The sequence below is a fragment of the Salegentibacter tibetensis genome (genome assembly GCF_020164485.1).
In the GTDB taxonomy this organism is placed as follows: domain Bacteria; phylum Bacteroidota; class Bacteroidia; order Flavobacteriales; family Flavobacteriaceae; genus Salegentibacter; species Salegentibacter tibetensis.
On record NZ_JAIQZA010000020.1, the window covers coordinates 17,099 to 38,187 of the forward strand.

Here is a 21,089-nt window from a genome sequence, read left to right on the forward strand (position 1 = left end):
AGTGAAGAAAAAAGGACTTTATATTTTAGCATTACTGCTACCGGTGCAGATTGTTTTTATCATTTTCCTGGCAGGATATCCCGAGCTTGTTGAAAACTGGTATAGCCGACTCCTGTATCCTGAAATATCCAAATTAATGCGCTACGGGCACGGCTTTTTGCCGTTTTCACTTGGAGACCTTCTATATACTCTCTTCGGAATTTTATTAATTCGTTGGTTAATAAGGCGTATTCAACAAAAATTTAGAAATCCCAGGTATTGGGTGATAGACAGCCTTGCCGTTTTATCTGTAGTATATGCCTGTTTTCATATTTTCTGGGGTTTTAATTATTACCGCCTACCGCTTCACGAAACTTTGGAAATTGAGAATGATTACACTACTGAAGAACTCTACCTGCTTTCTGGAATATTAATTACCGAATCCAACAAACTCCATAGCCAGCTTGCCGAAAATGATTCGGTTAGCGTAATTATCCCCTATTCTAAACATGAAATCTTTGAAAAAACCATCACCGGTTATTCGAATATCAGCAAAGATTATCCGGAGCTCACGTACAAAGGTGAATCCCTTAAACGTTCTTTATATAGTGTGCCTCTTTCTTATATGGGATTTAACGGTTACCTCAACCCGCTTACCGGTGAGGCCCAGGTAAATACTCAAATTGTATCTTATAAAATTCCCACGACGGCCAGTCACGAAATTGGGCATCAACTGGGATTCGCCAAAGAAAATGAGGCTAACTTTATTGCCTGTCTAAGCACTATGAACCATCCCGATGCTTATTTCAGGTATTCCGGTTATACTTTTGCCCTGCGATATTGTTTAAATGAATTATACCGAAGGGAACCCCAAAAATTTGAAACCTTAAAAGCCAGGCTTAATCCAGGAATTTTGGAAAATTACCGCGAAGTAGAAGACTTCTGGCTTGCCCACCAGAATCCTTTTGAACCCATGTTTCAGGCAATTTATAATCGCTTTTTAATAGTAAATAATCAAGCGGACGGGATGAAAAGCTATAGTTATGTAGTAGCACTTTTGGTTAATTATTTTTCCGAAGAGAGAGATAAACTTTAAAATAAGAAAATCAATTTCAGTTATAGAAAAAATTAAATCTAACATAGCTTAAAAATCAATTCCTGCTTTGTTATAATTTTCTTAATTTACCACCCTTAAGAACAAAACCACATTTAATCCAACTACAATCTATGAGAGTAAGACTTTTACTATGTCTGGTATTTCTGGTCAGCTTACAGGCAAAAGCCCAGGAATACTTTCCAAAAAACGACGGGGTAAAAAATCCCCAAACCAATTACACAATATTCAAAAATGCTAAAATTCACCTAAGTCCGCAAGAAACTATTGAAAGCGGAATGTTTGTAGTGAAAGATGGCAAGATCACCGCCATAGGTAAATCGGTTGATGAGCCTACCAACAGTGTGGTCATAGATCTAGAAGGGAAAGAAGTTTACCCTTCATTTATTGATCTCTACAGCAGTTTTGGGATAAAAGAACCCGAAGAAGCCGGAAGCGGGAACGGCCAGCCGCAATACGAAGCAAGTCGCGAAGGTTATTACTGGAATGATCATATTAGACCAGAAACCGATGCCGTACAAACTTTTAATTATGACGAAAAAGCAGCTTCTTCACTTCATAAGGCCGGATTTGGTGCTGTAAACACACACGTCCCCGACGGAATTATTCGAGGCACCGGTATGCTTGTTGCCTTAAACCCTGAGGGCACCGAAGGTGATCGTATTTTAAAAGATCGTTCGGCACAATATCTTTCTTTTGATAAAAGCAAACAATCCAGGCAATCTTACCCCACTTCAATTATGGGGGCAATGGCGTTAATTCGCCAGGCATACCTGGATGCCGACTGGTATGGTAAAGGAAAATCTAAAAACAAGGATTTAGCTTTAGAAGCTTTAAACCGAAATAAAAACCTTACCCAAATCTTTGCTACAGACAATCTATTGGATGCATTAAGAGCGGGAAAAATTGGAAACGAATTCAATATAGATTATGTGATCCTGGGGGATGGAAAAGAATATGAACGTTTGCAGGAAATAAAAGAAACCGGAAGCACTTTTATCGTTCCGCTTAATTTTCCTGATGCTTTCGATGTGGAAAATCCTTTTATGGCCGAAAAGCTTACTTTGGCCGAAATGAAGGCCTGGAACCAGGCACCGGCCAATCTTAAAATGCTTGCCGAAAATGACATTCCGTTTACCATCACTGCCCACGATCTTGGTGATGAGAAAGATTTCAGGGATAATTTAATTAAAGCCGTTAATTATGGTTTAAGTAAAGAAGATGCGCTTGCAGCTTTAACTACTACTCCGGCACAAATACTGGGTGAAGGAAATCGTTTGGGAACTTTAAAAGAAGGTGCCTGGGCGAATTTTATAATAACATCAGGAGATTATTTTGATAAGGAAACTAGCGTTTTCGAAAACTGGATCCAGGGAGAAAGAACCGTAATCAACAAAATGAACACTACCGATATCACCGGAACCTATGATCTTAATTTAGAAGGCACTACTTATGAATTAAAAATTTCAGGAAAACCAGAAGCACCGAAAGCAAGCGTAAAATCTGGCGATACAAAACTGGGTGCCAAACTTAGTTTTTCAGATAACTGGATCAATTTATTGCTTTCTCCGGCCGATACCACAAAAACCGGTTTCACCCGTTTAGTGGCCAAAACCGATGAAAGTACAGAAGTGATTTCGGGCACAGCCTATTTAAGTGATGGTTTAGAAACCGATTTCAGCGCGACTAGAAAAGCTACAACTGAAATTGCCGAATCAGAAGAAGACGAGGAAGAAAATGGAGAAGAGGAAGAGGAAGAGGAAAAAATCCGCGAAATTATGCCGGTAAGTTTTCCGAATAAAGCTTACGGATTTTCAGAAATGCCGGAAGAAGAAACTATCCTTTTTCAAAACGCCACGGTTTGGACTAACGAGGAAGAAGGAATTTTAGAAAATACCGATGTATTGGTGAGAAACGGGAAGATTTCCAGGATTGGAGAAAACCTTAACGCTGGGAATGCACGGGTGGTTGATGCCACTGGAAAACACCTTACTTCTGGAATTATTGATGAACATTCTCATATTGCTGCTTCAGCAATTAACGAGGCCGGACATAATTCTACCGCCGAAGTAACTATGGAAGATGTGGTTGATCCTACTGATATGAATATCTACCGGAACCTTGCCGGTGGAGTAACCACTGTTCAGCTTTTACACGGTTCCGCAAACCCTATTGGTGGGCGTTCTGCTATTTTAAGGTTAAAATGGGGGGAAAACGCTGAGGATATGATCTTTGAAAATTCCCCGAAATTTATAAAATTCGCACTAGGGGAAAATGTGAAGCAATCTAACTGGGGAAGCCGTTCCAGGTTTCCACAAACCAGGATGGGTGTAGAACAGGTTTTTACCGATTATTTTACCAGGGCGAGAGAATATGAAGAAGCGAGAGAAAACGACAAGGATTTTAGAAGAGATCTTGAAATGGAAACCCTTCTGGAAATAATTAACAGCGAACGTTTTGTTTCAGCACATTCCTATGTTCAAAGTGAAATTAATATGCTGATGAAAGTTGCTGAAAATTTTGATTTCCGGATCAATACTTTCACCCATATTTTAGAAGGTTATAAAGTTGCCGATAAAATGAAAGAGCACGGCGCCGGGGGTTCAACTTTTTCTGACTGGTGGGCTTATAAATATGAGGTAAATGATGCCATTCCTTTTAATGCACCAATTATGCACAGCCAGGGCATTGTAACTGCAATAAACAGTGACGACGCCGAGATGAGTAGAAGGTTAAACCAGGAAGCAGCAAAATCTGTTAAATACGGAGGAGTTTCTGAAGAAGATGCCTGGAAATTCGTAACATTGAATCCGGCAAAATTATTGCATATAGACGATCGGGTTGGAAGTGTGAAAACAGGAAAAGACGCAGATCTTGTATTGTGGTCAGATAACCCGTTATCCATTTATGCTAAAGCCGAAAAAACCTTAATCCAGGGAAAAGTATTTTTTGATATTGAAAAGGACAAACAGTTGAGGGAAGAAATCCAGCAGCAAAGAAGTGAACTCATTACCCAGATGCTGGAGGCTAAAAATAAAGGCCTAAAAACGCAACCGGTAACGAAGAAAGAAGAACAACATATCCATTGTAACACCCTGGAGGCAATCAAATAAAAAAGAAAAATGAAGATGAAATATTTAGTAATACTTGCACTATTTACCTGTATAGGAAATTCTTTTGCACAGCAGACTCCGGCTTCAAAACAATCTGAAGCGATAACTATTGTTGGCGCCACAGCTCATCTGGGAAATGGTGAAATTATAGAAAACAGTTTAATTATTTTTAAAGACGGTAAAATCACCCAGGTAATGGATGCTACCGCTACAAAGATGCAATACCGTGGCCGCATTATTGAAGCCGAAGGAAAACACGTTTACCCGGGATTTATCGCTCCAAACGCTACTTTAGGTTTGGTAGAGATCGATGCTGTTCGTGCAACAGACGATGAGGATGAAATAGGATCTATGCTTCCCCATATTAGAAGTGTGATTGCTTATAATGCAGAAAGCAAAATTGTAGAAAGTATGCGGCCAAACGGAGTTCTTATGGGACAAATTGTTCCCCGTGGTGGCACGATTTCCGGAACATCTTCTATCGTGCAGTTTGATGCCTGGAACTGGGAAGACGCGACAATTAAAGAGGACGATGGTTTACATATTAATTGGCCAAGTAGCTTTAAAAGAGGCCGCTGGTGGGCCGGTGAAGATCCCGGTGTAAAACCAAGCGAAGATTACAAGGAAGATCTCTTAAAACTTGAAGAGTTTTTCGCTTCAGCTAAAGCTTATTCAGAAGGTAACAACGAAAAAACCAACCTGGCTTATGACGCGATGAAAAACGTTTTTACCGGTGAGAAGCGTGTTTATGTTCACGTAGACGGCAAAAAAGAAATCCTGGATGTTATAGACTTTAAGAAAGACCACGATTTAGAGCATTTGGTTATTGTTGGCGGTTATGAGGCACATAAGGCCATTGATGATCTAAAACAGAATAATATCCCGGTTTTGGTACAACGCCCACACGATCGGCCAAACAATGAAGACCACGATTATGATTTTCCTTATAAATTAGCCGGAATACTACATAATAAAGGTGTGTTGGTAGCCCTTGAAGGTAGTGGTAGTATGGAACGTATGAACACCAGAAACCTTCCTTTTTATGCAGGAACTACCGGGGCCTACGGATTGGGTAAAGAAGAAGCTTTAAAGTTAATTACTTCCAACACCGCGAAAATTTTAGGTATTGATGATATGGTTGGTACTTTGGAAAAAGGAAAAGTAGCTACTTTGTTTATAAGCGAAGGGGATGCGCTGGATATGCGCGGAAACATCCTAACACACGCCTTTATTCAGGGCCGTGAAGTAAGCTTGGAAACCCACCAAACCGAACTTTATAAGCGCTATATGGAGAAATACGATAGCGCCAGTAAATAGGAACAGCTATACAAGATTTAAAAGAGGTTAACATTTCTACCGGCCTGGTATTTTGTTAACCTCTTTTCTTTGCAATAGGTTTAAACTCCCTATTTTTACACTTATGGTTAAGCAAATTAGCAGTACACAAAACAAAGAGATAAAACACCTGCTCCAACTACAGGAAAAATCACGGCTACGGCGAAAAGAAGGTGTTTTTCTGGTTGAAGGTAAACGGGAAATTCAACTGGCTTTAAAGGGTGGATTTGAACTACAAACGGTTTATTTTTGCCCGGATTTGGTGAATTTTGAAGAAATCGAAAGATTAATTTCAGACGAAGTTCAAATCACTGAAATTTCTTCTGAAGTGTATGAAAAACTGGCCTATAGAAGTAGTACTGAAGGAGTTTTAGCGGTTTTTAAAACCAGGAAAAATAGCTTGGAGACCATTAAATTTCAAACTAAAAATCCACTGATTCTAATTGCTGAAGCCCCCGAAAAACCCGGAAACATAGGTGCGATCTTAAGAACTGCAGATGCTGCCAAAGTAGATGCTGTTTTTATCGCAAATCCAAAAACCGATCTTTACAACCCGAATATTATCCGCTCCAGTGTGGGCTGCGTATTTACTATTCAAATCGCTACGGGTAACACTTCAGAAATTATTGAATTTTTAAAAGAAAATAGTATTTCAATTTATGCTGCTGCTTTGCAGGCTTCAAAACCATATCACGAGATAGATTTCACAAAAGCTGCAGCTATTGTAGTGGGAACTGAAGCCACCGGCTTAAGCGAAGAATGGCGACAAAATTCAGCACAAAATATTATTATCCCTATGAGTGGCGAAATTGATTCTATGAATGTTTCAGTTGCAGCAGGAATACTTATTTTTGAAGCCAAAAGACAACGCGGTTTTTAAAACACAAAAGTTAGTAAGTATAATTCAGTAAAAATACCAGCATTTGAGCCCCGAAACCCTATTTTATATCATAATTGCCATTATTGTAATCGATTTTATAATCGATAAGATATTGGACACTTTAAACGCGAAACATTTTGATGATCCTGTGCCACCGGAACTCAGCGATGTTTACGATAAAGAAGAATACGAAAAGTCGCAACGCTACAAAAAGGAACGCTACCGCTTTGGAATAATCACTTCCACTTTTTCGGTTTTGCTCACCCTCGGTTTTATCATTTTTGACGGATTTGCCTGGGTAGATGGGATCTCGAGAAATTTTACCAATAATGCGATTCTGGTCGCCCTTATTTTCTTCGGAATTATAATGATTGGCAGTGATATTCTTACTTCGCCTTTTTCCTGGTACAGCACCTTCGTGATCGAGGAAAAATACGGTTTCAATAAAACCACGAAAAAAACTTTTTTCCTGGACAAATTAAAAGGTTTGCTAATGATGGCGATTCTTGGTGGCGGAATTTTAGCACTTATCGTCTGGTTCTATCAATTTGCCGGGAATGATTTCTGGTGGTATGCGTGGATTCTGGTAGCTGTTTTCTCTATAATCCTAAATATGTTTTACGCAAAACTCATCGTTCCCTTATTCAATAAGCAAAGTCCGCTGGAAGAAGGTTCCCTGCGCTCCAAAATCGAAACTTACGCCGAAAGCGTAGGTTTCACCTTAGATAATATTTTTATTATAGATGGTTCTAAAAGAAGCACAAAAGCTAATGCATATTTTTCAGGATTTGGAAAGGAAAAACGCATTACCCTTTTTGATACTTTGGTAAAAGATCTGGAAGAAGAGGAAATTGTAGCTGTACTTGCGCACGAGGTTGGGCATTATAAAAAAAATCATATCATAGTAAATTTGGTCGCTTCAATTTTAACCACCGGTTTTACATTATGGCTTCTTTCATTATTTGTAGGCAGCCCTGCCCTATCACAAGCTTTAGGAGTAGAAGAACCCAGTTTTCATATTGGCTTGATTGCATTCGGAATTTTATACAGCCCAATTTCAGAAATTACAGGTTTATTAATGAATTATTTATCCCGAAAATTTGAATATCAGGCCGATAACTATGCTAAAAACACTTACGGGGCAGAGCCTTTAATTTCGAGTTTAAAAAAACTTACAAAAAACAGCCTAAGCAATCTTACGCCGCATAAAGCTTATGTTTTTATGCATTATTCGCATCCAACACTTTTACAAAGATTCCGGAACTTAAAGCGCGGCTTGTAGTTGTTTCTTTACAATCTTAATTGTACTTTTAAATTATGACAGAAGCAGCTATAGAAGAAGAAAACAAGCAAATTGCAAGGCAGTATAAAGAACTCCTGCGCATAAGTTACCGCAGCTTAAGTGACGATGATAAAAAGCAAATTAGAAAAGCTTTTGATACCGCTGTAGATGCCCATAAAGACCAACGTAGAAAATCTGGGGAAGCTTATATCTTTCACCCAATCGCTGTGGCAAAAATCGTGGCTTCAGAGATTGGTTTGGACGCCACTTCTATAGTTGCAGCGCTTTTGCACGATGTTGTTGAAGACACTATTTATACGCTAGAGGATATTCATAAGATGTTTGGGGAAACCGTGGCAACGATTGTAGACGGACTCACAAAAATTTCCAGTTTAAAAAAAGATAAGGATGTTTCGCTACAGGCCGAAAACTTCCGGAAAATGCTGCTTACTTTAAATGATGATATCCGGGTAATTATTATCAAAATTGCCGATAGGTTGCACAATATGCAAACTATGGATGCGATGCGGCGTGACAAGCAGGAAAAGATTTCTTCAGAAACGCTTTATATTTATGCTCCGCTTGCTCATAGGATTGGGCTTTACAATATAAAAACCGAACTTGAGGATCTTGGTCTGAAATATACCGAACCCGAGGTTTACAATGAAATCCATACTAAAATAAAAGAAAGTAAGGAGGAACAGGATGCTTACATTAAAGAATTCTCCAGGATTATTGAAGACTCTCTAAACAAGGAAGATCTTAAATACGATATTAAGGGAAGACCAAAATCTATCTATTCAATAAATCGTAAAATGAAAGCTCAGAATGTGAGTTTTGATGAAGTTTACGACAAATTTGCAATTCGAATTATTTATAAAAGTGACCAGGCCAATGAAAAATTCCTTGCCTGGAAGATCTATTCTATAGTTACCGATCACTTTAGACCCAACCCTACCCGACTTCGGGATTGGATTTCTTCGCCAAAGTCTACAGGTTATGAAGCTTTACACATTACTGTAATGGGTCCAAAAGGCCGATGGGTAGAAGTTCAGATTAGAAGTCAGCGAATGAACGAGATCGCTGAAAAAGGATATGCGGCACATTACAAATACAAGCAAGGTGATGCCCAGGAAGACCGCGGAATTGAAGAATGGTTAAACAGGCTTCAGGAAGCTTTGGAAAATCCAGATGTAAATGCGGTAGATTTCGTAGAGCAATTTAAGCTGAACCTTTATTCAAAAGAAATATTCGTTTTTACCCCTCAGGGAGATTTGAAATCTTTACCAAAAGGTTCTACTCCTTTAGATTTTGCTTTCAGTATTCATACCGAAATTGGTTTAAAGACCCGTGGTGCCCGTGTTAACAACAAACTGGTACCATTGAGTCACGAGTTAAAAAGTGGGGATCAGGTAGAAATAATTACTTCAGAAAATGCTCAGCCAAATGTAAACTGGCTGGATTACGCCACAACTGCGAGGGCACGAGGCAAGATAAAATCTTCTTTAAAAGACGAAAAACGGGAAATTGCCGAAGAAGGAAAAGCAATCCTTACCAGAAAATTACGTGCGCAAAAAATACCTTTTAATGAGAAGGTGATCAATGAGCTTGTTGTTTATTTTAACCTAAAAACCAGCCTGGATCTATTTTACCGGGTAGGAATTGGTAAAATTGACAATCAGAAACTCAAGGAGTTTGCTTCTTCCAGAAGCAATGCACTGGTAAGTTATATTAAACGTAAGATCACTAAACCGGTTATAGCTGAAGATCTTAATAAAGATGAAATTACTTCTAAATACGATCAGCTTGTTTTTGGAAGGGATGAAGATGAAACTTTAGAATATAAACTGGCGAATTGCTGTAACCCAATCCCCGGAGACCAGGTTTTTGGTTTTGTAACGGTAAATGATGGAATTAAAGTCCATAAGAAGAACTGCCCTAATGCGCTTCAACTTCAAAGTAATTATGCCTATAGAATTATTCCTGCAAAATGGATAGATTCTTCACAGCAGGACTTTAAAGCAGTGGTAAAATTAACAGGAATTGATAATTTAGGCCTGGTAAGCGAGATCACTAAAGAGATCTCCAGCAACCTGAACGTGAATATGCAAAAGATTAATTTTGAAAGTGTAGATGGTGTCTTTAGCGGGCAAATAACGCTCAGGGTAAAGAACAATGCGATACTTACAAAAATCATAAACAGACTCAAAAAAATTAACGGCATCGATAAGGTTAGCCGTGAATAATCCTATACCTTTGTAAGGTACAAAGAACTATGAGCAAAAAAGTTGTAAATAAAAACGATCAGGCAGTAGTTAAAAACGTTTTCACCAAGTATTTGGAAGAAAAAGGGCACAGAAAAACTCCCGAGCGTTTTGCGATACTTCAGGAAATCTACAATAACGACGATCATTTTGATATAGAATCACTCTACATTAAGATGAAAAACAAGAAATACCGGGTAAGTCGTGCAACCCTCTATAATACCATAGAATTATTACTGGAATGCGGGCTTGTTAGAAAGCATCAATTTGGGCAAAATCAGGCACAATATGAGAAATCATATTTTGACAGGCAGCACGACCATGTTATTCTCACCGATACCGGCGAAGTGATAGAATTTTGCGACCCGCGTATCCAATCTATTAAAAAAACAATTGAAGAAGTGTTTGATATAGAAATTACCAAACATTCTTTATATTTTTACGGCAACAAAAAAACAACCAACTAACTTACTAACTTAAGATTTCAATGGCGGTAGATTTACTACTCGGTCTCCAATGGGGTGACGAAGGCAAAGGAAAAATCGTTGATGTGCTCACCTCTAAATACGATATTATTGCAAGATTTCAGGGCGGGCCAAATGCAGGACACACCCTCGAATTCGACGGGCAAAAACACGTACTCCACACCATCCCTTCCGGAATTTTTCACGATGAAACCATTAACCTTGTAGGAAATGGCGTAGTGATAGACCCCGTGATTTTTAAAAAGGAACTGGATAACCTCAGCAAAAACAATATAGACTACCTATCTAAATTGCTGATTTCCAGAAAAGCACATTTAATTTTACCAACACACCGGCTGTTAGATGCTGCTTCTGAAGCTTCCAAAGGAAAAGCCAAAATTGGCTCTACCTTAAAAGGTATTGGCCCAACTTATATGGACAAAACCGGAAGAAACGGAATTCGTGTAGGTGATTTAGAGCTGGACAACTGGAAAGAAAAATACAGAACCCTGTCTGATAAGCACGAGAAAATCATAAAATTTTACGATGTAGATGTGCAGTATGATCTTGCCGAATTGGAAAAGGAGTTTTTTGACGCGGTTAAAACGCTAAAATCACTAACCTTTATAGATAGTGAAGCTTATTTGCACGCAGCTCAGAAAGAAGGAAAAACTATTTTAGCCGAAGGTGCCCAGGGATCTTTACTTGATATTGATTTTGGAACCTATCCCTTTGTAACTTCATCTACTACCACTGCTGCAGGAGCCTGCACAGGTCTTGGAGTTGCACCGAATAAAATTAAAGAAGCCTACGGTATTTTCAAAGCGTATACCACCCGTGTTGGAAGCGGTCCCTTCCCTACCGAACTTTTTGATGAAGACGGTGAAACTATGGGACGTGTTGGTAACGAATTTGGTGCTACCACCGGTCGTGCGCGTAGATGTGGCTGGCTGGATCTAGTAGCTTTAAAATATGCAGTTCAGGTTAATGGGATCACCCAGTTAATTATGATGAAAGGTGATGTACTTAGCGGATTTAAAACCTTAAAAGTATGTACAGCATATAATTATAAAGGAAAAGAAATTTATCACTTACCTTATAATATTGAAGCGGAAAATGTAACCCCAATATATACCGAAATTAAAGGCTGGGCGGCAGATCTTACAGGAATGACCAAGGCTGATGAACTTCCGAAGGAATTTAATGAATATGTAGAGTTTTTGGAAAAAGAACTGGAAATACCAATTAAAGTGGTTTCAGTAGGACCCGATAGAACACAAACTATAGAACGCTAAATTAATCGTACAGATTATAAAAATCAAAAAGCCGTTTCCAAATGAAACGGCTTTTTCAATAACAAAAACTAAAAATCAATCATCAATCTAATCGTTAGAAACTATAAACAGGCTTGCAATAGCAACGGCTTCATCTCCGGTTAAAATTTCATCAAAAGCTTCGGTTGCAGCATCTGTAGCATTACCAACAAGTCCAGAACTAATAGAACTTACGTCTACCCCACCCTGAATTACATTTTCTTCTCCGTTGTAGACGGGTTGAGTAGCTTCAGGCATTCCTTCTCCACGTTGGTCCCGCACTATCCATCCTTTTAAGCCTCGTATTCTTCTAATTTCAGAAGCATGCCTGGCTTCTACAGAGTGTATTCTAAGAGCAGGTTCTAAAAATGGAGTTCCCATTAAATTTGCTGCCTGACCTTTATAAGCTCTTACCCCTGTATCTTCAAAAGCCTGGGCTAGTGCAAGCATTTGAGCCATAGCATCCATTTGGCCAATTCCATTTTCATTAAAGGGATCAAATGCACCTCCTGCAGTAAAATCAAATTCAGGAGATTCAACCGCATCATCACCAAGATTTTCCACTAAAAAATTAACATGTTGATCTTCGTGCTTAAAAAGTTGCATAAAGACTGTCTCCTCACGGCTTCCCCCTTCTAATACCCCAGAATCCAGAGCACGTCTGTAAAATGCTGCTTCTAAATATTCTAAGGTAAGCGCCAGGTTTAAAGAAGAAATTGGGCCTCCATTATCCTGAAACATAGCCGCTGCGTTTGCTTTAGACCCGGCTGCCATACCAAAAGGAATCGCTGCCAATGCAGCCTTTTTACCAAACGAACCCAATGTTCCAAACATCTCGCGCCTGGAAGTAGATTTCGTGACTAATTTTTCAGATGTAAATTCATCTAATAATTTTATAATACTCATAATTTTTTGCTTTAGAAGTTAGTAAGTAGTTTACGATCCTGTATTAGGCTCCGGCAATTCGTTTGCAGTGAATTCAGTTTCAATAAATGGCCCTGCAATTTCAAAAACCTCTGCTGGATCATATTCTATATCCAACCCATTTTCATCAATAATATCATCTCCAGCAAAATCTGCAGAATCAGGATTCAGTAACGATCTAATTGCAGATGCATGCCTTGCTTCTACAGAAACAATTTTACCGGCAATAGTTAGATAGGTTGCTGATTCCAAACGGTCTCCAGCACCATTGTAGGCACCAACACCGGTATCTTCTAATGCCATTGCAGTTTGCAAAACAGAATCTCTACTACTAAGGTCTACCGAATCCAGATTGAATTCCAGTTCTGGTAACACCTGGCTTTCGTCTCCCCCTACGGCTTCTAAAATAGCAGCTCTCAAGAAATCTCTGTGTATTACTTCGTGGTTATATAGATCGTCTATAACTTGCTGTTCCTCATCGGAGGCTCCTGCATAGTAATCTCCTTCTCTTACTGCTGTGTAAAATGCGGCTTCCAGTTGCTCCAAAGCCAGAGCATAATTAAGGATTCCAACATCCCCACTACCTAAATCGAAAGCCGTTGGCTCTTCCGGGTCTGGATCTGGTTCCGGTTCCGGCTCAGGTTCTGGGACCGGTGTTTCTCCGCCCGGATCAAAAACGTCATCAGTATCACAGGCCAGTAAAACACCCGAACCAGCAATGGCCAGTCCACTCATTTTAATAAACCTCCTACGAGATTTTGAATTTTTGTTTTTAGAAGTAGATTCCACCACTTCCATTTTTACGATTGGTTTTTTCATAATTTAATTTTTAAGCTGTTTCCCAAATTTACGCAGAATAAAGGGCTATGGTTTTTTGTCTGCAGTTAAAGTTTTCCAAAAAGAAACCCAAGTGCCTTAAATTATGTGAATTTTAATACAAATTTCACTTTTCATTATTATTTACTCAATTTTATTCATCATTTAGTATATATTTTTCTAAAAAAACAGTAATTTATACTTAATCAGATTCCTAAAAATTGATGGCAGAAATTTAATTACTTTTGAAAAAATTTTCAGTTTGAAAAAATTTACTCTTTTCGTTGTATTAGTCTTTTTGGTTTTTCCGGCTTTAACCCAGGCGCAGGATGCAAAAAAAATTGATTATGATTCCGATAGGAATATTCGGAACGAAAAATATCCGGGTGCTTTTGTTTTAAGCAAAGTAGAAAACCAGGTATATTTTAATCATGAAGGGATAGAAGTTTGGTGTGATCTCGCTATTCATTATAATGATGAAAATTTCTTTAGGGCTTTTGGGAATGTAAGGATGCAACAGGGTGATACTGTTACTCTAACTAGTAATTATGCCGAGTATAACGGAAACTCCCAGTTTGCCTTCGCCAGTGGAGATGTATTGATGAAACGCCCACAAACCACCCTGGAAACCGATAGTTTATTTTTTAATCGTTTAAAACAACAGGCCTATTATGTCAGTGGCGGTAAGGTTATAGATACCGGCGGCGTGATTACCAGTAACATAGGTCGTTATTTTATGGAGCAGGATAAGTATTCCTTCGTCTCAGATGTAGTACTTACCAATCCCGAATATATTATTAATTCTGAGCAACTGGACTTTTACGGAGAAACCGGCCACGCCTATCTCTACGGCCCTTCTACCATAGAGAGTGAAACCAGCACGGTTTATTGCGAACGCGGATTCTATGATACCCGCGGCGACACAGGGTACTTCGTGAAGAATTCAAAAATAGATTACGATAATAGAACGGTTAAAGGAGATAGCATGTATTTTAACCGGAATACCAATTTTGCTTCGGCCACCAATAATATTGAAGTTATAGATACCATCAATAAAAGTGTCGTCACGGGCCATTATGCTGAAGTTTTTAGGGATAAAGATTCGGTTTTTATTACTAAAAGAGCGGTTGCAACCAGCGTTCAGGATAATGATTCGCTGTTTATTCACGGAGACACAATAATGATCACGGGGAAACCCGATAAACGTATTATCCGCGGATTTTATGACGTTAGGCTTTATAAAAGCGATATGAGCGGGAAAAGTGATTCGGTTCACATCAACCAGGCTACAGGGCTTACAAAAATGATCAACATTATCAGCGGTCCGGTTACTTCTGTAACTAAGCGACGAAGTCCCGTACTTTGGAGTGGACTCAGCCAAATGACGGGAGATACCATCCATTTGCAAAGCAACAATAAAACCGAGCAGCTGGATTCTATGCGGGTTTTTAATAATGCATTTTTAATTCAAAAAGATACTATTGAGGGCTACAACCAGGTGAAAGGAATGGATCTGGTTGGTTTGTTTGAGGATAATGAATTACACCAGGTAGATATTAATAAAAATACAGAAACACTGTATTACAGTCGAAATAGCGAGCAGGAACTCATAGGAATTAATAAGACTCTGTCCAGTTCTATTAGAATCCTTTTTGAAGAACAGGAAATTGATGAGATATATTATTACCAGAATGTAGACGGAAATTTAACTCCGGAAGAGGATTTCCCTCTAAACGTCCGTGAATTAATTGGGTTCAATTGGCGTGGCGATGAAAGACTAATTACTAAGGAGGATTTATTTAAAGGCAAACCGGCTCCCGAACTGGTTAAAATTAACGGCATTCCGTTACCGGAAGATGATGAAGACTTTTTTGATGAACGTGAAGAAGGGGACGACTTGCTGCTGAATGATAAGTCCAGATTAAAACCAGAAGATCTACAAAACAGAGCAAAAGATAGCATTCCGCAATTAAGAGAACCCCAAACCCTGATTAATGCTGCTGAAGATAAAATTGAAAATGAAGAAGGGGACGAACTATTACCAAATGAAAAATCGAAAATAAAGCCCGAGGATATACAGAACAGGGTGAAAGACAGCATCCCACAATTAAAAGAACCACAGTCCCTGATTAAAGCTGCAGAAGAGAAGGTTAAGAATGAAGAGAAGCCTGAAGCTGAAGAAAATCAACCTGATGAATAAAGATTTTCTTAAATACCAGGCACAAACCACTCCGCACCCGCTAGGTCTGGAAGTAGAATCGGCCAAAGGCTCCTATATTTTTACTACCGATGGAAAAAAGCACCTGGATTTTGTAGCAGGAGTTTCGGCTTGTAGTTTGGGGCATTGCCATCCTAAGGTGGTAAAGGCGATCAAAGAACAGGCTGAAAAATACCTGCACGTAATGGTGTATGGCGAATACGTGCAGCAACCGGCCGTTAAACTAACCAAATTGCTGGCAAAACATTTTCCGAAACCCTTGGAAAAAACCTACCTCACCAATTCGGGTACCGAGGCCATAGAGGGTGCTTTAAAACTCGCCCGGCGTTATACAGGGAGAGCCGAAATTATTGCCGCCCACCAGGCCTACCATGGTAATACTATGGGATCCCTTAGTTTAATGGATTATGAAGAACGTCAAAAGCCTTTTAGGCCACTATTAGGCGGAATTTCCTTTATTAAGTTTAATGATGTAGATGATCTGCAAAAGATAACTAGAGAAACCGCAGCTGTTATTCTGGAAAGTATTCAGGGAGGAGCCGGATTTATACTTCCGAAGGATAATTATCTACAAAAAGTAAAACAACGTTGCGAGGAAGTTGGCGCTTTATTGATCCTGGATGAAATCCAACCCGGCTTTGGAAGAACAGGAAAACTCCTTGGATTTCAGAATTTTGATATGGTCCCCGATATCGTTGCCCTGGGAAAAGGAATGGGCGGTGGGATGCCAATTGGTGCTTTTTCTGCTTCAGCTAAAATGATGGATACGCTTTCTAATAATCCAAAAATGGGACATATCACTACCTTTGGGGGAAATCCTGTAATTGCTGCTTCCGCCTTAGCTACATTAGAAGAAATCAGTAGTTCCGGCTTAATGACAGAAAGTCTCGAAAAGGAAAAACTATTCAGGAAACTGCTGGTACATCCGCTAATTTCAGAAGTTAGGGGAATGGGCTTAATGCTTGCTATCATTGCTACTTCAGAAGAAATAGCGAACCAGTTAATCTTAAAATGTAAAGAAAAAAACCTTATCCTTTTCTGGCTTTTATTCGAGAAAAAAGCGGTTAGAATTACCCCACCGCTCACCATTTCAGAAGAGGAAATAAAAGAAGGCTGTGGCATCATTATTGACGTATTGGAGGATATAATGAAGCAACAGGAAACTGTTAATTAATTTGTTAACAACAATATTGATTTTTGGCCTTTTCATCCATATTCATTTTTAATTTTAGAAGAGTAGAAATCCCGTAATTACCTACGTATGCAATTAAGCCATAACGACGAAAACAATTTCTCACTTTCCCGATTTGAATCTATGCTTAAAACAAATGATGTTTTATTTTTTGATTCTGCCGAATTTGAGGATATCATTAACTACTATTTAGAGAACGGGAAATTTGCATTGGCTAAAAAGGCCGTTAAATTAGGCCTGGCGCAGCACCCAACTTCTACTAACCTAAAACTCTTTAAAATTGAGATTTTAGTTTTTGAAGATAAGCTGGATGTTGCTGAAGCAATGCTTACCGAACTACAACAACTGGAATCTTCTAACGAAGAAATCTACATACAAAAAGCTCAAATTCTTTCTAAACGCGATCGCCATGCCAATGCCATCCAGGTTTTAGAAATGGCGCTTGATATTACCCTTGATCCTGCTGAAGTTTATTCCCTTATTGGGATGGAACATTTATTTCTTGAAGATTTCGAGAATGCGAAATTCAGCTTTATGAAATGTTTGGAAGCCGATGAAGAGGATTATTCGGCACTTTACAACATTATGTATTGTTTCGATTTTCTGGATCAAAAAACTGAAGCCATTGAATACCTGAATATGTATCTGGATAAAAATCCATACTGTGAGGTAGCCTGGCACCAGGTAGGAAGACAATATTTTGACTTAAAAGATTACGACAAAGCATTATCGGCTTTCGATTTTGCCATAATTAGTGACGATTATTTTATAGGTGCTTATCTTGAAAAAGGAAAAGTACTGGAGAAATTAGGTCGTTATCACGAAGCCATAGAGAATTATCGTTTAACTCTGGAGTTAGACGATCCTACTTCCTTTGCTTACCTGCGCATTGGTAAGTGTTTCGAAAAACTGGGCTTAAACGAGCTCGCTCTTAAACATTATAAAGATTGCGTGCACGAAGATCCGCTTTTAGATAAAGGTTGGATTGCGATCACCGATTTCTATATTAAAAAGAAGAATTATCAGAAAGCTCTTTATTATATCAATAAGGCCATAAATATAGACGAGGAAAACGTTTTATACTGGAAGCGTTACGCCAAAATCAATAACCGCCTTAAGTTTTATGAAGAGGCTGAACGCGGCTATAAAAAAAGTCTTGATCTTGGAAACTACGAATTGGAGACCTGGATTAGGCGCTGCGATATTTTAATAGATCTTGGAGAATTCGAAACCGCTATTCAAAATCTTAATCAGGCGCTGGAATTTTATCCTGATACTGCAGAGGTTGAATTTCGTTTGGCCGGGCTTTATTTTAGCCATAATGAAGGAGAAAAGGCTTATTTTCACCTTAATAAGGGATTAAAGTTAGACGCCGAGTATTATATAGTAATCGAAGAATTATTTCCTCAAATCTTTAACCGAAAAAGCGTAAAGCAAATTATAAATTCCTTTATAAACCTCTCTTAGTTATTTTACTAACTTTGAGCTGGAATTTTAATTTGTACACATGCGAAAAACCTTTAAAGACTATCTCCCGGTTACCTTAAAAGGTATGGCGATGGGCGCGGCAGATGTTGTTCCCGGGGTATCTGGGGGTACAATTGCTTTTATTTCAGGAATTTATGAAGAATTAATCTCTACTATTAGTGGTGTTAATTTTTCTTTGATTACTACCTGGAAAGAGAAAGGCTTTAAAGCGATGTGGCAACAGCTTAACGGGCCTTTTATTTTAGCACTTTTTCTCGGAATCCTGATCAGTGTTTTTTCACTTATGCGGATTGCTAATTATTTACTTGAAAATCATCCGGTTTTGATCTGGTCTTTTTTTTTCGGTCTTGTGCTTGCCAGTATCTGGTATGTAGGCAAACAAATCCCCAAATGGAATTTTAAGATCGTGCTTGCCTTACTCATTGGTGCGGGAGTTGCCTTCTATATTGTTTCCCTGCCACCAATGGCTGCAAACGACAGCAATTTATTCATCTTTTTTTCAGGAGCCATCGCTATTTGTGCGATGATACTTCCTGGGATTTCCGGAGCTTTTATTTTAGTACTTTTAGGCGCTTATAAAAGAATTACCGAAGCCGCCAGTGATTTCGATTTTCAAACTTTGGGAATCTTTGCCATAGGAGCCGTAATTGGTTTACTTAGTTTTTCAAAAATTCTTAAATGGCTGTTTGTGCATTACAGCAGTATTACCCTGGCAGTGCTTACCGGTTTTATTGCTGGTTCCTTAAATAAGATCTGGCCCTGGAAACACGTTCTACAAACTGAAATGTACGGTGATAAGGAAGTAGTGCTAAAAGAAGCCTCGGTTTTGCCCTGGAATTTTGATGGCCAACCACAAACACTGTATGCAATTCTTTTAATGCTCGCCGGATTTATATTAATTCTAGGCCTGGAAATTTTCGCCTCAAAAAGTTCAGAAAATAGCAATGCAACAAACTAGAACCTTTACAGATAAAGTGCTTTTAGTACTCAAAGGTTTAGCTATGGGAGCAGCTAATAAAGTCCCCGGTGTGTCTGGTGGTGTTGTGGCTTTTGTAGCCGGTTTCTATGAAGAATTTATTTATTCCCTTCAAAAAATAAATTACAAGGCTTTTATTTTGCTTATAAACGGGCGATTTAGAAGTTTATACCATTATACCAACGGAAGATTCCTGGGCTTGCTTATCCTTGGAATGCTCATTAGTTATTTTAGCGTTTCGAAGTTACTGGATTATTTAATTCTGCAATATGAACTCTACGTTTGGGCAGCTTTCTTCGGAATGATCGTTGGTTCTATCTACTACATAAGTAAAGATTTTGATGAATGGAGCAAACGCTCCCTGGTTTTTGTTCTCCTTGGCATCATGGCCGGGGTGGCTATTAGTTTTTTGGAACCCGCCAAACAAAATGACAATCTCTGGTTTGTATTCTTTTGTGGAATGGTAGGTGTTTCAGGAATGACCCTGCCAGGGCTTTCCGGTTCATTTATCCTTATTTTATTAGGAAATTATGTCTTGTTATTAGTAGATTCTGTAAATGCCCTTTACGATACGATGGCAGATTTAGTGGTGCTGGATTTCAGCTTTATGAACAATCCAGATCGAATTCGCCTGCTTAAAGTAATCCTTGTGTTTGGCGCTGGCTCCCTTGCCGGTTTAGTGACGCTTTCCCACTTTCTTGGTTTTGTACTCAAGCATTATAAAAAAGACACCTTCGCCGCGATAATAGGCTTTATTACTGGATCCCTGGGTGTGGTTTGGCCCTGGAAAGAAAAGATTTTCAAATTAAGCGCAAACGGGGAGATGATCCTGGACAGTGAAGGAAATCAGATAATTGATTATTACGACCGGTATTTTCCAACTTTTAATTCTGCGGAAAACTGGCTCGCAATTTTCTTTATCTTTATAGGTATAATTATTGTACTGGGACTCGCCTGGTACGAAAAGAAAAACCAAAAAACCGCAAAGCGATGAAGAATTTTGGACTAATCGGAAAAAATATCAGCTACTCATTTTCGCGTAAATATTTTACTGAAAAATTCGAAAAAGAAAATATTGAAGCCAAATATTATAATTTTGACTTAAATAACATAAAGCAATTCCGCGACGTGATAAAGGAGACCCCTAACCTAAGCGGACTAAACGTTACAATTCCTTATAAGCAGGAGATCATTGCATTTTTAGACGATCTGGCTCCAGAAGCTAAAGAAATTGGAGCAGTAAACACCATTAAGGTTAACGGTAATCAACTTATTGGTTACAATACAGATTACATCGGGTTTTCGGAATCTTTTAAACCCTTTTTAAAATCTCACCATAAAAAAGCGCTTATTCTAGGTACCGGTGGTGCCTCAAAAGCGGTTGCATACGCCTTAAAGAAATTGGGTATCGAATATCAATTTGTTTCAAGATCTTCAGGAGAAGGTAAATTGAGTTATAATGATCTTTCAAAAGAAGTAATGGAAGAGTACAGCATTATTATTAACACCACTCCTGTAGGAACTTTCCCGGAGGTGGAAGAGAATCCGCAGCTTCCTTTTCAGCATTTAAACGAAAAACATTTGGTTTACGACCTTATTTACAATCCCGAAACCACCCAATTAATGGCCCGTGCAAAAAAACAGGGAGCAACAGTCACTAATGGCTTAAAAATGTTGCAATTACAGGCTGAAAGCGCCTGGAAGATCTGGAATAATTAGCCGCAACGTTTT

The 21,089-nt window shown here is 38.8% G+C and carries 16 protein-coding genes; 14 read left to right on the forward strand and 2 right to left on the reverse strand.

All coding sequences use genetic code 11. The features are described 5' to 3' along the window. Nucleotide 1 precedes the first annotated feature (1 nt). From LB467_RS11400 to LB467_RS11435, 8 genes are all read left to right on the forward strand, one after another. On the forward strand, nt 2-1,075 hold the full coding sequence (locus tag LB467_RS11400) for a DUF3810 domain-containing protein (RefSeq protein WP_224474167.1): 1,074 nt from the start codon (nt 2-4) through the stop codon (nt 1,073-1,075). A gap of 131 nt (nt 1,076-1,206) precedes the next feature. After that, nucleotides 1,207-4,206 carry an amidohydrolase family protein gene (locus LB467_RS11405; RefSeq protein WP_224474168.1) on the forward strand — a complete coding sequence of 1,000 codons (3,000 nt, stop codon included), beginning with the start codon at nt 1,207-1,209 and terminating at the stop codon, nt 4,204-4,206. A gap of 15 nt (nt 4,207-4,221) precedes the next feature. Next, on the forward strand, nt 4,222-5,523 hold the full coding sequence (locus tag LB467_RS11410) for an amidohydrolase family protein (RefSeq protein ID WP_224474169.1): 1,302 nt from the start codon (nt 4,222-4,224) through the stop codon (nt 5,521-5,523). Nucleotides 5,524-5,626: 103 nt separating this feature from the next. Further along, entirely contained in the window at nt 5,627-6,421 is a 795-nt protein-coding gene (locus LB467_RS11415) for a TrmH family RNA methyltransferase (RefSeq protein ID WP_224474170.1), read from the forward strand. A gap of 43 nt (nt 6,422-6,464) precedes the next feature. After that, nucleotides 6,465-7,703, forward strand: coding sequence for a M48 family metallopeptidase (locus LB467_RS11420; RefSeq protein WP_224474171.1), 1,239 nt, complete (start codon nt 6,465-6,467; stop codon nt 7,701-7,703). Between the two features lie 35 nt (nt 7,704-7,738). Then, nucleotides 7,739-9,949: a RelA/SpoT family protein gene (locus tag LB467_RS11425; RefSeq protein ID WP_224474172.1), complete on the forward strand. Its 2,211-nt coding sequence runs from the start codon at nt 7,739-7,741 to the stop codon at nt 9,947-9,949. A gap of 29 nt (nt 9,950-9,978) precedes the next feature. Beyond that, nucleotides 9,979-10,434, forward strand: a complete 456-nt coding sequence (locus LB467_RS11430) for a Fur family transcriptional regulator (RefSeq protein ID WP_057481434.1) — start codon at nt 9,979-9,981, stop codon at nt 10,432-10,434. A gap of 20 nt (nt 10,435-10,454) precedes the next feature. Then, nucleotides 10,455-11,726 carry an adenylosuccinate synthase gene (locus LB467_RS11435; RefSeq protein ID WP_224474173.1) on the forward strand — a complete coding sequence of 424 codons (1,272 nt, stop codon included), beginning with the start codon at nt 10,455-10,457 and terminating at the stop codon, nt 11,724-11,726. Between the two features lie 87 nt (nt 11,727-11,813). Here the strand turns inward: LB467_RS11435 and LB467_RS11440 are convergent, their stop codons facing one another. Together LB467_RS11440 and LB467_RS11445 are read right to left on the reverse strand one after the other, a co-directional pair. Continuing rightward, complete coding sequence (locus tag LB467_RS11440) at nt 11,814-12,650, reverse strand: ferritin-like domain-containing protein (RefSeq protein WP_224474174.1); 837 nt, start codon at nt 12,648-12,650, stop codon at nt 11,814-11,816. Nucleotides 12,651-12,680: 30 nt separating this feature from the next. Continuing rightward, nucleotides 12,681-13,487 (reverse strand): ferritin-like domain-containing protein, encoded by an 807-nt coding sequence (locus LB467_RS11445; RefSeq protein ID WP_224474175.1) that lies wholly within the window; start codon nt 13,485-13,487, stop codon nt 12,681-12,683. Between the two features lie 259 nt (nt 13,488-13,746). Here LB467_RS11445 and LB467_RS11450 point away from each other — a divergent pair, with 259 nt between their 5' ends. From LB467_RS11450 to LB467_RS11475, 6 genes are all read left to right on the forward strand, one after another. Continuing rightward, the gene (locus tag LB467_RS11450; RefSeq protein ID WP_224474176.1) at nt 13,747-15,684 is read left to right on the forward strand and encodes an OstA-like protein; all 1,938 of its coding nucleotides are present in this window, start codon (nt 13,747-13,749) and stop codon (nt 15,682-15,684) included. Then, nucleotides 15,677-16,876 carry an aspartate aminotransferase family protein gene (locus LB467_RS11455; RefSeq protein WP_224474177.1) on the forward strand — a complete coding sequence of 400 codons (1,200 nt, stop codon included), beginning with the start codon at nt 15,677-15,679 and terminating at the stop codon, nt 16,874-16,876. Before LB467_RS11450 ends, LB467_RS11455 begins: the two co-directional genes overlap by 8 nt. 87 nt (nt 16,877-16,963) lie before the next feature. Then, nucleotides 16,964-18,361 (forward strand): tetratricopeptide repeat protein, encoded by a 1,398-nt coding sequence (locus LB467_RS11460; protein ID WP_224474178.1) that lies wholly within the window; start codon nt 16,964-16,966, stop codon nt 18,359-18,361. A 40-nt stretch (nt 18,362-18,401) separates the two neighbouring features. Beyond that, a complete protein-coding gene (locus LB467_RS11465) occupies nt 18,402-19,340 on the forward strand; it encodes a DUF368 domain-containing protein (protein WP_224474179.1) in 939 nt (312 codons plus the stop codon). Next, nucleotides 19,327-20,352 (forward strand): DUF368 domain-containing protein, encoded by a 1,026-nt coding sequence (locus LB467_RS11470; RefSeq protein ID WP_224474180.1) that lies wholly within the window; start codon nt 19,327-19,329, stop codon nt 20,350-20,352. The genes LB467_RS11465 and LB467_RS11470 overlap by 14 nt, the downstream gene beginning before the upstream one ends. Further along, nucleotides 20,349-21,077, forward strand: coding sequence for a shikimate dehydrogenase family protein (locus LB467_RS11475; RefSeq protein ID WP_224474181.1), 729 nt, complete (start codon nt 20,349-20,351; stop codon nt 21,075-21,077). Before LB467_RS11470 ends, LB467_RS11475 begins: the two co-directional genes overlap by 4 nt. Nucleotides 21,078-21,089 lie beyond the last annotated feature (12 nt).